The 12,222-nt window shown below is 75.2% G+C and carries 10 protein-coding genes; 9 read left to right on the forward strand and 1 reads right to left on the reverse strand.

Going from position 1 to position 12,222, the window contains the following annotated elements; genetic code table 11:
• Positions 1-53 precede the first annotated feature (53 nt).
• The 7 genes from ACX9I7_RS24930 to ACX9I7_RS24960 all read left to right on the forward strand — a co-directional run bounded on the left by ACX9I7_RS24930 (position 54) and on the right by ACX9I7_RS24960 (position 7,549).
• Entirely contained in the window at positions 54-791 is a 738-nt protein-coding gene (locus ACX9I7_RS24930; RefSeq protein ID WP_387573276.1) for a 4'-phosphopantetheinyl transferase family protein, read from the forward strand.
• Positions 788-1,774: a dTDP-glucose 4,6-dehydratase gene (rfbB, locus tag ACX9I7_RS24935; protein ID WP_387573273.1), complete on the forward strand. Its 987-nt coding sequence runs from the start codon at positions 788-790 to the stop codon at positions 1,772-1,774. Before ACX9I7_RS24930 ends, rfbB begins: the two co-directional genes overlap by 4 nt.
• Positions 1,771-2,712, forward strand: a complete 942-nt coding sequence (rfbD, locus tag ACX9I7_RS24940) for a dTDP-4-dehydrorhamnose reductase (RefSeq protein WP_459388562.1) — start codon at positions 1,771-1,773, stop codon at positions 2,710-2,712. Before rfbB ends, rfbD begins: the two co-directional genes overlap by 4 nt.
• Positions 2,694-3,320, forward strand: a complete 627-nt coding sequence (gene rfbC / locus ACX9I7_RS24945) for a dTDP-4-dehydrorhamnose 3,5-epimerase (protein WP_358634181.1) — start codon at positions 2,694-2,696, stop codon at positions 3,318-3,320. The genes rfbD and rfbC overlap by 19 nt, the downstream gene beginning before the upstream one ends.
• The gene (locus ACX9I7_RS24950) at positions 3,317-4,561 is read left to right on the forward strand and encodes a macrolide family glycosyltransferase (RefSeq protein ID WP_459388563.1); all 1,245 of its coding nucleotides are present in this window, start codon (positions 3,317-3,319) and stop codon (positions 4,559-4,561) included. Before rfbC ends, ACX9I7_RS24950 begins: the two co-directional genes overlap by 4 nt.
• A gap of 278 nt (positions 4,562-4,839) precedes the next feature.
• Complete coding sequence (locus ACX9I7_RS24955) at positions 4,840-6,222, forward strand: family 2B encapsulin nanocompartment shell protein (RefSeq protein WP_387573263.1); 1,383 nt, start codon at positions 4,840-4,842, stop codon at positions 6,220-6,222.
• Positions 6,209-7,549, forward strand: a complete 1,341-nt coding sequence (locus ACX9I7_RS24960) for a SufS family cysteine desulfurase (protein ID WP_459388564.1) — start codon at positions 6,209-6,211, stop codon at positions 7,547-7,549. Before ACX9I7_RS24955 ends, ACX9I7_RS24960 begins: the two co-directional genes overlap by 14 nt.
• Before the next feature lie 65 nt (positions 7,550-7,614).
• Here the strand turns inward: ACX9I7_RS24960 and ACX9I7_RS24965 are convergent, their stop codons facing one another.
• Positions 7,615-8,100: a carboxymuconolactone decarboxylase family protein gene (locus tag ACX9I7_RS24965; RefSeq protein ID WP_387573257.1), complete on the reverse strand. Its 486-nt coding sequence runs from the start codon at positions 8,098-8,100 to the stop codon at positions 7,615-7,617.
• A 115-nt stretch (positions 8,101-8,215) separates the two neighbouring features.
• Between ACX9I7_RS24965 and ACX9I7_RS24970 the strand changes: the two genes are divergently transcribed.
• The gene (locus ACX9I7_RS24970) at positions 8,216-9,145 is read left to right on the forward strand and encodes an RNA polymerase sigma-70 factor (RefSeq protein WP_459388565.1); all 930 of its coding nucleotides are present in this window, start codon (positions 8,216-8,218) and stop codon (positions 9,143-9,145) included.
• 87 nt (positions 9,146-9,232) lie between these two features.
• Positions 9,233-12,205: an AfsR/SARP family transcriptional regulator gene (locus ACX9I7_RS24975; RefSeq protein WP_459388566.1), complete on the forward strand. Its 2,973-nt coding sequence runs from the start codon at positions 9,233-9,235 to the stop codon at positions 12,203-12,205.
• Positions 12,206-12,222: the final 17 nt, after the last annotated feature.

Below are 12,222 nucleotides of genomic sequence, written 5' to 3' on the forward strand. Positions count from 1 at the left end.
CTCCGGGCGCCCGGCCCCCTCTCCCACGTATCCGCGAGACCGGAGCACCACGCGTGATCGCGAGCATCCTGCCCGCCGGAGTCGTGGCGGAGGAGTCCCACGCCGACGGACCGGCGGCCGGGCTGTTCCCCGAGGAGCTCCGGCTGACGGCCGGCATGAGCGAGGCCCGGCGCCGCGAGTTCGCCGCCGTGCGGCACTGCGCCCGCCGGGCGGCCCGGCGGCTCGGCGTGCCCGACGCCCCGCTGCTGCCCGGGCACCGGGGCGCGCCGCGCTGGCCCGCCGGGGTCGTGGGCAGCATGACCCACTGCCCCGGCTACCGCGCGGCGGCCCTGGCCCGCGCGGAGGCCGTACGGGCCGTCGGCATCGACGCCGAGCCCCACGCGCCGGTGCCGGAGCGGATGGCGCGGGGCATCGCGCTGCCGGAGGAGCGGGAGCGGCTGCGCGCGCTCCACCGGCTGGACGACGGCGTGTGCTGGGACCGCCTCCTGTTCTGCGCCAAGGAGGCCGTCTACAAGGTGTGGTCGCCCCTGACCGGGGTGTGGCTCGGCTTCCACGAGGCGTCGATCACCATCGACCCGGACACCCGCACGTTCCGCGCGCGCGTCCTGCGGCCCGTGCCGGCCGCCGTGGAGAAAGGTTTCCCCGCCGAGCTGCACGGGACCTGGACCACCGGCCGGGGCCTGCTGATCGCCGCGATCGTCCTCCCCACGGCGCCCTCCGCCCTTCCCTCCTCCTCCCCAGCCCACCGGCCGAGCGCCGGGCGATACCGACGAGGTGCCAACTCCCCATGACCACACGCATACTCGTGACCGGGGGCGCCGGGTTCATCGGCTCCCACTACACGCGCACGCTGCTCGGCCCCGACGGGCCCGGCGACGTGTCGGTCACGGTGCTCGACAAGCTCACCTACGCGGGCAACCCCGCCAACCTGGACGCGGTGCGGGACGACCCGCGCCTCACCTTCGTCCAGGGCGACATCTGCGACGCCGAACTCGTGGCCGGGCTCATGGCGGACCACGACCAGGTGGTGCACTTCGCCGCCGAGTCCCACGTGGACCGGTCGATCGACGGCGGCGCCGAGTTCATCCGCACGAACGTCCTGGGCACCCACACCCTCGTCGACGCCGCCCACCGCGCGGGCGTCGACGTCTTCGTGCAGGTCTCCACGGACGAGGTGTACGGCTCCATCGACGAGGGCTCCTGGCCCGAGACCCACCCGCTCGCGCCCAACTCGCCCTACTCCTCGGCCAAGGCCGCCGGCGACCTGGTGGCGCTCTCCTACCACCGCACCCACGGCCTGGACGTCCGCGTCACCCGCTGCTCGAACAACTACGGGCACCACCACTTCCCCGAGAAGGTCATCCCCCTCTTCGTCACCAACCTCCTCGACGGCGGCAAGGTCCCGCTGTACGGGGACGGCGGCAACGTCCGGGACTGGCTGCACATCGACGACCACGTCCAGGGCATCGAACTGGTCCGCACCCGGGGGCGCGCCGGGGAGGTCTACAACATCGGCGGCGGCACCGAGCTGTCCAACCGGGAGCTCACCGAACTCCTCCTCAAGGAGTGCGGGGCCGACTGGGAGACGAGCGTCGAGCACGTCGCCGACCGCAAGGGCCACGACCGCCGCTACTCCGTCGACTGCACCAAGATCCGCGAGGAGCTCGGCTACGCGCCCAAGGTGCCCTTCGAGCGGGGCCTCGCCGAGACCGTGCGCTGGTACCGCGACAACCGCGCCTGGTGGGAGCCCCTGAAGCGGCGGGCGGCGCTGTGACGGAACCCGGTCCGCGGCCCTGGCTGGTCACGGGCGCGCGGGGCATGCTGGCGCGCGACGTCCTGGCCCGCCTGGCCGACGCGGGCGTCCCCGCCGTGGCCGCCTGCCGCCACGAACTCGACGTCACCGACCCGGAGTCGGTGCGCGCCGCCCTCGCCCGGCACCGCCCGGCCGTGGTGGTGAACTGCGCCGCCTGGACGGCCGTCGACGACGCCGAGCGGCGCGAGGCGGAGGCGTTCGCCGTGAACGCCACCGGGCCCCGTCTGCTGGCCGAGGCGTGCCGCGCGCCGGGCACCGTCCTGCTCCACGTGTCCACGGACTACGTCTTCGACGGGCGCGCCCGCGAGCCGTACCGGGAGGACGCGCCGACCGGCCCGCTCGGCGCCTACGGCCGCACCAAGCTGGCGGGCGAACGGGCCGTGCTGGAGACGCTGCCGCGCACCGGCCACGTGGTGCGCACCGCCTGGCTGTACGGGGCCGGCGGGGACAGCTTCGTCCGCACCATGATCCGGCTGGCGGCCGGGCGGGAGACCGTCGACGTCGTCGACGACCAGCACGGCCAGCCCACTTGGACAGCCGATCTCGCCGGGCTGCTGCTCCGCCTCGGCGGGGCGGCGCTGGAAGGAGCCGCGCCGGCCGGGATCCACCACGGCAGCGGCGGCGGGCACACCACCTGGTGCGGCCTGGCCCGGGAGGTCTTCCGGCTGGCGGGCGCCGATCCGGGGCGGGTGCGGCCCGTCACCGGCGCGGCCTTCGCGCGCCCGGCGCCCCGGCCCGCCTGGAGCGTCCTCGGCCACGACCCCCGGCGGGCGGCGGGCCTCGCGCCGCTCCGGCACTGGCGCGACGCGCTGGCCGAGGCGTTCCCGGAACTGGCGCGGGCGGCCGCCGGCGTCACACATGAGGGAGTCGGTGGTGCCCTGTGCGGCCGCTGTCCATAGAAGGGGCGTGGATCCACGAGCCGGAGGTCTTCCCCGACGACCGGGGCGGCTTCCACGAGTGGTACCGCGCCGACGACTTCCGCGCCGTCACCGGCCGGGCGCTCCCCCTCGCCCAGGCCAACCTGTCGGTGTCCCGGCGGGGCGCCCTGCGCGGCATCCACTTCGCGGACGTGCCACCCGGCCAGGCGAAGTACGTCAAGTGCGTCCGGGGCGCCGTGCTGGACGTGGTCGTCGACGTGCGCACCGGCTCCCCGACCTTCCGCCGCTGGGAGGCCGCCCGGCTCGACGACGAGAACCACCGCGCGGTGTACCTCTCCGAGGGCCTGGGCCACGCCTTCCTGGCCCTCACCGAGGAGGCCACCGTCGTCTACCTGTGCTCCGAGGGCTACGCGCCCGGACGCGAGCACGGCATCCACCCGATGGACCCCGACCTCGCCGTCGACTGGCCCGCCGGCATCACACCTCTGCTGTCCGAGAAGGACGCGCGGGCCCCGAGCCTCCGCGAGGTGGAGCGCCGGGGCCTGCTGCCCTCCTACGCCGCCTGCCGAGCACTGCGCACCACCGGCCCGGCGAACACCGCCCCCGACCCCCTCACCCCGCACCCATGACCTCACCGTTCCATACCGGCCGCACCGGCCGCCCCGCCCACATCGCCATGTTCAGCGTGGGGGCCCACGGGCACGTCAACCCGAGCCTCGAGGTGATCCGCGAGCTCGTCGCGCGCGGCCACCGCGTCACCTACGCCATCCCCGGGTCCTTCGCCGGGACCGTCGCCGCCACCGGCGCCGAGCCCCGGGTCTACTCGTCCACGCTGCCGCCGGGCGACGACCCGGCGGCCTGGGACGGCGAACTCATCGACCACCTGCGGCTGTTCCTGGCCGACGCCGGCCAGGCGCTCCCCCAACTGCTCAAGGCGTACGAGGGCGACCGTCCCGACCTGGTCCTCTACGACCCGATGGCCTACGCGGCCCGGGTCCTCGCCCAGCGCTGGGGCGTGCCCGCCGTGCAGCTCTCCCCGCACGCCGTCGCCTGGGAGGGCTACGAGGAGGAGGTGGCGGCCGAGATGTCCGGGGCGCTGCCGGAGGACGACTGCGGCGCCCCCCGCTACAGCCGCTCCCACGCCTGGCTCGCCATCAACGGGATATCGATCGGGCCCGGCCGGATCGCGCGCCGTCCCGAGCGCTGCGTCGCGCTGATCTCGGAGGTCCTCCAGCCGAACGCCCACCGGGTCGACCCGGCCGTCTACACCTTCACCGGCCCCTGCCGCCCCGAAGGGAACGAGGCCGGAGACGGGTGGGCGCGCCCGGCGGGCGCCGAGAGGGTGCTGCTGATCTCCCTGGGCACGCTCTTCACCCGGGCGCCCGAGTTCTACCGCGCCTGCGTCGCGGCCTTCGGCGGGCTGCCGGGCTGGCACGTGGTGCTGCGGACCGGCAAGGGCGTGGACCGTGCCGAGCTCGGCGAGGTGCCCGGCAACGTCGAGGTCCGCGACTGGGTGCCGCAGCAGGCGATCCTCGGACAGGCCGACGTCTTCATCACCCACGCGGGCGCGGGCAGCGCGCACGAGGGGCTCGCCCACGGGGTGCCGATGGTGGCCGTGCCGCAGGCCGCCGACCAGTTCGGCAACGCCGAGATGCTGGTGGAGCTGGGGGTCGCCCGCCGGCTGGCGAAGGAGGAGGCCACGCCGGAGGCCCTGCGCGAGGCGGTGCTGGCGCTCGCCGGGGACCCGGACGTCGCCGCGCGCGGCGCCGCGATCCGGCGACGGATGGCGGCCGAGGGCGGCACCCGGCGGGCCGCCGATCTCGTCGAGGCCGAGCTCCCGGGGCGGCGGCCCGGCGCCCCGAGCGCCTGAGAGACCGCCCCGACGGCGGTTTTGCGCTGCGCCGTCGGCGCGACGCGCCCGGGCGGGTGGTCTCAGCAGATGGAATCCGGTCATCTCGCGGTACGGACCAGACGGGTGCCCGGCGGTGGATGCCTTGCCCCGGTTCGTCGGCCACGGCATCACGCTCCGTCAGGCGCCTGTTTCCGGACCGTGTCGGAATCCCCCGTCTTGTGACACGAACACCCCGAACGGACGATCGGTCTGCGCTCCCACGCGAACATTCGCGCGGGCTCTTCGAGGAGGACCGCATGAACGATCGACTCAGTCTCGCGCCCGATGCCGCACGGCAGTTGGCCACGACCACCAAGACCACCCCGCAGATGCGCGGCATCACGCCGCGCTACCTGCTGCGCGCGCTGCCCTGGGTCGACGTCGAGTCAGGCGTCTACCGCGTCAACCGCCGCCGGACGTTCATCCTCGGCGACGACCGCATCAGCTGCTACTCCGAGGGCGGCGCCCACCGCGTCGTCCCCGAGGACCTGCGCGAACTGCCCTTCCTGCGCGAGGCCGACGCGGCCCTGCTCGCCGAACTCGCCGGCTCCTTCGAGCAGACGGCCTTCGAGCCCGGCCAGCTCATCGGCGCCGAGGGCGAGACGTGCGACAAACTGACCGTGATCGTCAGCGGCCGCGCCGAGAAGCGGGTCACCGGCCGCTACGGCGAGGACGCGCTGCTGGAGGTCATGGGCGACGGCCAGTTCTTCTGCCTGGACTCCTGGACCCGATGTCAGCCCTTGCCGTTCCGGGTCAAGGCGGTCACCTCCGGTGTCGCCCTGACCGTCGGGCTCGACGCGCTCAACGCGCTGGCCGACCGCGACGCGTCCCTGCGCGCCGCGCTCGACGCCCACATCGCGGGCGAGGGCCCCCGGCCCGGCGCCGAGGTCCCCGTCGACCTCGCCTCCGGCCACACCGGCGAGCCCGAACTGCCGGGCACGTACGTGGAGTACGAGGACACGCCCCGCGAGTACCACATGAGCCTCGCCCAGACCGTGCTGCGCGTCCACACCCGGGTCTCCGACCTCTACAACGCGCCCATGGACCAGACCCGCGTCCAGGCCGACCTCACCATCCAGGCGCTGCGCGAGCGCCAGGAGGCGATGATCCTCCACCACCCCGAGTTCGGCCTGTTCAACAACGTCGCCCCGGGCATGCGCGTCCAGCCGCGCACCGGCGCGCCGACCCCCGACGACCTCGACGAGCTGCTCTCCCGGGTGTGGAAGCAGCCGAGCTACTTCGTCGCCCACCCCAAGGCCATCGCCGCCTTCGGCCGCGAGTGCACCCGCCGGGGCGTCCCCCCGGTGATCGACACCCGCTTCGGCAGCCCGCTGATCACCTGGCGTGGCGTGCCGATGCTCCCCTCCGACAAGGTGCGCTTCCAGGGCGCCGGCGGCGCCGCGACCACCGAGATCCTGCTGATGCGGGTGGGCGAGGCCGAGCAGGGCGTCATCGGGCTGCGCCCGGCCGGAGTGCCGGACGAGGTCGAGCCGGGCCTGTCGATGCGGAACATGGGCACGGACCAGAAGGCCATCACCTCGTACCTGCTGACGGCGTACTTCAACGCCGCGGTGCTGGTGGAGGACGCGCTCGCGGTCCTCCAGAACGTCGAGGTGTCGAAGTACCATGACTATTCCTGACGTCGGGACGTACGAGGGGATGCCGACCGCCCCCTTGTGGGCCCAAGTGCCCTCCGCGGCCCCGCGGTCCACGCCCCAGGCCGTGCCGCAGTCGACCCCGCCGCGCGGGCGCGGATTCGACCCGATGGCGGCCCGGGCGGACGTCCCCGTGCTGCACCGCACCGTCAACGGCCACCCGCTCGTCTGGCTGGACAACGGCGCGACCACCCAGAAGCCGCGTCAGGTCATCGAGGCGCTCACCGCCTACTACAGCGCCGCCAACTCCAACATCCACCGCGGCGCCCACACCATGGCCCGCGAGGCCACGGAGACGTACGAGGCGGGCCGGCAGGCCGTCGCGGACCTGCTGGGCGCGGCCTCCCCGGACGAGATCGTCTTCACCCGGGGCACCACCGAGGCCATCAACCTCGTGGCCCAGACGTGGGGACGGGCGAACATCGGGCCCGGCGACGAGATCCTCGTCGCCACGCTGGAGCACCACTCCAACATCGTGCCCTGGCAGATGCTCGCCAAGGAGAAGCGGGCCCGGCTCAAGCCCATCCCGCTCCTGCCCGACGGCAGCATCGACCAGGCCGCCTTCGCGGACCTGCTCTCCTTCCGCACCCAGCTCGTCGCCGTCAGCCAGGCGTCGAACGTGCTGGGCACCGTGCCGCCCGTCAAGGAGATGACCGCGCTGGCGCACCGCTACGGGGCGAAGGTGCTGATCGACGGGGCCCAGGCGGTGGCCCACTTCCCCGTCGACGTCCAGGACCTGGACGCGGACTTCTACGTCTTCTCCGGGCACAAGCTGTTCGCCCCGACGGGCATCGGCGCGCTCTACGGCAAACCGGAGCTGCTCGCCGCCATGCCGCCCTGGCAGGGCGGCGGCAACATGATCGACCAGGTCGACTTCCCGGCCAGCACCTACGCGCCGGTGCCGCACCGCTTCGAGGCCGGCACCGGGCACATCTCCGGAGTCGCCGGACTGCTGGCGGCGATCAACTGGCTGACCGGCTTCGACCGTGAGGCCGTCGCCGCCTACGAGACGGGCCTGCTCGCCTACGCCGAGCAGGCCATGACCCAGGTGCCGGGGATCGCCGTCCTCGGGTCGGCGCCGGAGAAGATCGCGACGCTGACGTTCACCCTGGCCGGGCACGACCCGGTCGACGTCGCCCGCTCGCTCGACCAGGACGGCATCGCCGTCCGCGCGGGCCACCACTGCGCCCAGCCCTCGCTGCGCCACTACGGCGTGGAGAGCGCGGCGCGGGCCTCGCTGGCGCTCTACAACACGCGGGAGGACGTCGACCGGCTGGTCGCGTCCCTGCTGCGGCTGACGTCCGGCGGCTGACGGCTGACGCCCGGGCCCGTACCCCGATGCGAACAGGGGGTACGGGCCCGGGTTTTCTCAGGGGTTCAGTCGAGCGCGGCCGCGAACATGCCGGGCTCGTAGGAGCCGCCCCGCTGGTGGAAGGTCACGGCGAGCCGGTTGGCCGCGTTGACCAGGGCGACCATGCAGACCAGGGCAGCCGTCCGGTCATCGTCGAAGTGCTTCCGCACCCGCTCCCAGGTCTCGTCGGACACGCCCTCGTGCGCGTCCGCGAGCCGGGTGGCCTCCTCGGCGAGCGCCAGCGCCGCCCGCTCGGCCTCGGTGAACACGGTGGACTCGCGCCAGACGGCGACCAGAGCGAGCCGCACCGCGCTCTCCCCGGCGGCCGCCGCCTCCTTGACGTGCATGTCGACGCACCAGCCGCAGCCGTTGATCTGGCTGACGCGCAGCGCCACCAGCTCCTGGACGGTCCGCGACAGCGACGACTGGTGGAGCACCATGCCGGCGTTGGCGAACCGCTTGGCGAACTTCGTGCCGATCTCGTTCTCGAACATGTTGAACCGGGTGTCCATCGCTTCGTCCTCACTCGTGGTGTGGCTTTCGTGGTGTGGCTTTGACGAACACCAGATGCCGGCGCCCCGCTCCCTGTGACAGGCCGGGCGACGTGACGTGCGCCACCGCTCGCGGATGTCACAAAGCAGCGGGGAGCGGCGTCTTGTGCGCGTGGACATTGAGAACCCGGACCCCGCCACCGAGGCGTTCGTCGCCCATCGCAACCTGCTGTTCACCGTCGCCTACGAGATGCTCGGCTCGGCCGCCGACGCGGAGGACGTCCTCCAGGAGACCTGGCTGCGCTGGTCGGGCGTCGACCTCGGCGCGGTACGGGACCGGCGCGCCTACCTGGTGCGGATCACCACCCGCCAGGCGCTGGGCCGGCTGCGCGCGCTCGGCCGCCGCAAGGAGTCCTACGTCGGCACCTGGCTGCCCGAGCCGCTGCTCACCGCCCCGGACGTGGCCGAGGACGTCGAGCTGGCCGACAGCGTCTCCACGGCGATGCTGCTCGTCCTGGAGACGCTCGCGCCGACCGAGCGGGCGGTGTTCGTGCTGCGCGAGGTGTTCGACCTCGGGTACGACGAGATCGCCGAAGCCGTCGACAAGTCCCCGGCGGCGGTCCGGCAGATCGCGCACCGGGCGCGGGCGCACGTCGCGGCGCGACGGCCGCGCGGGACCGTCTCCCCGGCCGAGACCCGGGGCGCGCTCGACGCGTTCCAGCGGGCCGTCGAAACGGGCGACATCCAGGGACTGCTCGACATCCTCGCGCCCGACGTCGTCCTCCTGGGTGACGGCGGCGGAGTCAAACAGGCCGTCCTGCGGCCGATCGTGGGCGCCGACAAGGTGGGCCGCCTGCTCGTCGGCGGGCTGGGCAAGGTCGCGGCCACGGTGTCGCTGCGGCCGGCCCGCGTCAACGGCCACCCGGCGCTGGTCCTCCGGCTCGACGGCGAGCTCGACAGCGTCCTGACGGCGCGCGTCGAGGACGGCCTGATCACCGGGCTCTACGCCGTGCGCAACCCCGAGAAGCTGTCGCACATGGGGCGGGAGACGGCGCTGCGCCGCTGAGCCACGGTCACTGGGGGCTGTTTATTACGTCCTAATTGGGATAATTAGATCGGGGACGACCCGATCTCAGCGAGGAGCGGACCGCCCGTGCCCGGTGACGAGGAGCCCCAGCCGGAACACCACCGCCTCCGGTTCCACGTGCTCGGCCCCGTACGGGCCGACCGCGACGGGCAGCCGCTGCCGCTCGGCTCCCCCCAGGAGCGCGCCGCCCTCGCGATCCTGCTGCTGCGCGACGGCCGCCCCCTCACCGCCTCCGAACTCGTCGACGCCCTCTGGGGCGACGACCCGCCCCACCGCGCCATGGACACCCTGCGCGGCTACGTCACCCGGCTACGCGCCGTCCTGGAACCCGGCCGGCCCTTCCGGGGCCGCGCCAAGGTGCTCGTCTCCACCGGCGGCGGCTACGCCGTGCGGGTGCCGCCCGGAAGCCTGGACGCGACCGTGTTCGAGGAGCACCTCGCGGCCGCCGCCACCGCCCGCGCGAGCGGCGACGCCGCCGGGGCGTACGCGCGGCTCACCACCGCCCTGGCCCTGTGGGAGGGCACCGCGCTCGCCGGGCTGACCGGCCCGTACGCCGAGCGGGAGCGCGAGCGGCTCACCGAACTGCGCGCCACCGCCCGCGAGGACCACTACGACTGCGCCCTCGCGCTCGGCCGGCACGCCGAATCCGTGGCCGGGCTGCGCGCCCTGGCCGCCGAACATCCCCTGCGCGAGAAGCCGCGCGCCCTGCTGATGCTGGCCCTGCACCGCGCCGGGCGGCAGGCGGAGGCCCTCGCCGTGTTCAGCGAGACCGAACGCCTGCTCCCCGACGGGCCCGGGCCCGGGCTCGTCCGGCTGCGCGAGCGGATCCTCGCGGGGGATCCCGCGCTCGCGGCGCCGGCCGTCTCCGGCACGGGTCCGGCTTCCCCCGAGGGGTGGGGTTCCGCCGGGGCTCCCTCCGCCCTCGACCTGCTGCCGCCGGAACCCGCCGGTTTCACCGGGCGCGAGACCCTCACCGGCGAGGTCCGCGCTGCCCTATCCGAAGGGGACGTCGTCGTCCTCACCGGCCCCGGCGGCACCGGCAAGACCGCGCTGGCCACGCACACCGCCCGCGCCGTCCGCGCCGCCTACCCCGACGGCCTGCTCCACGTCGATCTGCGCGGCACCGACCCCGAACCCGTCGACACGGGCGCGGCCCTCGTCGAGCTGCTGCACGCGCTCGGCGTCACCGACGCCGCCCTGCCCGACGACGTGGAGCGCCGGACCGCGCTCTACCGCTCCCTGCTCGCCGACCGGCGCGTCCTCGTCGTCCTCGACGACGCCCACGACACGGCGCGGGTCCGCCCCCTGCTGCCCGGCATGCCCGGCTGCGCGGCGCTCGTCACCACCCGCTCCCCGGACCTCGCCCTGCCGGGCGCCCGGACGGTCGGCGTCGACGCCATGGAGGAGAAGGAGGCGCTGGCCATGCTGACGGCGGTCGGCGGCGGCCGCGCCGCCGGCTCGGCCGTCGCCGGGGGCGACGCCGCCCGGTCCGTCGTCGCCGCCTGCGAACGGCTCCCGCTCGCCCTGCGCATCGCCGGGGCGCGCCTCACCACGCCGCCCGCCTGGACCCCGGGCGACCTCGCCGCGCGGCTGGCGGAGGAGCGGCAGCGGCTCGACACGCTGCATGACGTCGGCGTCGCCCAGGCCGACGCCAACGCCGACGCCGTCGTCCTGGAGGCCGCCTGCCGCGTCGCCCACGACGCCCTGGAGCCCGAGACGGCCCGCGCGTTCCGGCTGCTGGCCCTTCCCGACGCGGGGCCGCTCGACGCCGCCTCGGCCGCCGCCGTGCTCGACCTCCCGGACGCCGCGCGCGCCGAGGCCGTCGTCGGGGGGCTGGTCCGGGCCGGGCTGCTGGAGTCGACCGGCCCGGGGCGGTACGGGCACCACGCGCTGGTGCGGCTGTTCGCGCGGCGGCAGAGCGAACGCTTGGACAGCCCGCCCGTCCGCGACGCGGCGCTGCTGCGGCTTCTCGACCACCAACTGGCCACCGCCGTCACCGCGCTCCTGCGCCTCTCCCCCGACAGCCCGCTGCCGCGTCACCTCCTCCACCACCTCGCCACGGCGGGCCGGCCCCTGGCCGACGCCGGCGCCGCCCGCGCCTGGGCGCACGACGCCCACCCAGACGTGCTCGCCACCGTCCGGCAGGTCCTGGCGCAGGACGTCCCCGACACCCTGCGCCCCGCCGTCGACCTGCTGACCGTCTGGGCCGCCCTGACCGCCGGTACCGCGCGCCGCCACGACCTGGAGCCGTTCGTCCGGCAGGCGCTGGACCGGGCGCGGGAGCGGGGCGACGACACCGCCGCCGCCCGGACGCTGCGGCTGCCGGTCGCGCCGTCCCCCGAGGAACTGCGGTCGGCTCTGCGCCTGGCCGAGGAGGTCCACGATCCGCTGACGCCGCTCCTCGCCGGGTTCGAACTCGGCGTCGTCCTGCTGGAGCTGGACCGGGCCGACGAGGCGCTGCCCCTGCTCGTGCGGGCCGAGGAGGGACTCACGAGGGAGGGTGCGGCGGGCGGCGCGGCCGAGGCGCTGGCCCACGCGGCGCGCGCGTACATCGCGCTGGGGCGGCCGGAGGAGTCCCTGGCGGCCGCCGAGGCGGCGGTCGAGCGTGCGCGGGGGGTGGGCCGGGGGCGGACGCTCGCGCTGGTGCTCCTCCAGACGGGCCGCGCCCATCTGCGGGCCGACCGGACGTCGGCGGCGGCCGACCGGCTGCGGGAGGCGCTGGCCGTCGAGCCGGAGGGGACGGACCCGCGCCGGGAGGCCCTGGTGTGGGCGTGGCTGGCGCGCTGCCGGCTCGCCCAGCTGCGGCACCGCGAGGCCGTGGCGGCGGCGGACCGGGCGCTGGCGCTGGAGGCGGGGCCGGGGGACGACCACGTCCGGGGCCTGGCCCTGGCCGCGCGCGGCCGCGCCCAGCTGGCGCTGGGCGAACCGCGGCTGGCGCTGGGGGCGCTGCGGGAGGCGCACGAGGTACTGACGCGACGGGGGGCGGCGGAGGCGGCGGAGGTGGCGTCGCTGCTGAACGAGGAGTTCGGCGGGGGGTAGGCCGGTGGTGGGTCGTG

The organism is Streptomyces sp. L500 (assembly GCF_054551825.1).

Coding starts and splice junctions, on each gene's coding strand:
- ACX9I7_RS24965 (WP_387573257.1), bottom strand. CDS start 8,100: ATGGACACCCGGTTCAACATGTTCGAGAACGAGATCGGCACGAAGTTC.
- rfbB (WP_387573273.1), top strand. CDS start 788: ATGACCACACGCATACTCGTGACCGGGGGCGCCGGGTTCATCGGCTCC.
- ACX9I7_RS24970 (WP_459388565.1), top strand. CDS start 8,216: ATGTCACAAAGCAGCGGGGAGCGGCGTCTTGTGCGCGTGGACATTGAG.
- ACX9I7_RS24950 (WP_459388563.1), top strand. CDS start 3,317: ATGACCTCACCGTTCCATACCGGCCGCACCGGCCGCCCCGCCCACATC.
- ACX9I7_RS24960 (WP_459388564.1), top strand. CDS start 6,209: ATGACTATTCCTGACGTCGGGACGTACGAGGGGATGCCGACCGCCCCC.
- ACX9I7_RS24955 (WP_387573263.1), top strand. CDS start 4,840: ATGAACGATCGACTCAGTCTCGCGCCCGATGCCGCACGGCAGTTGGCC.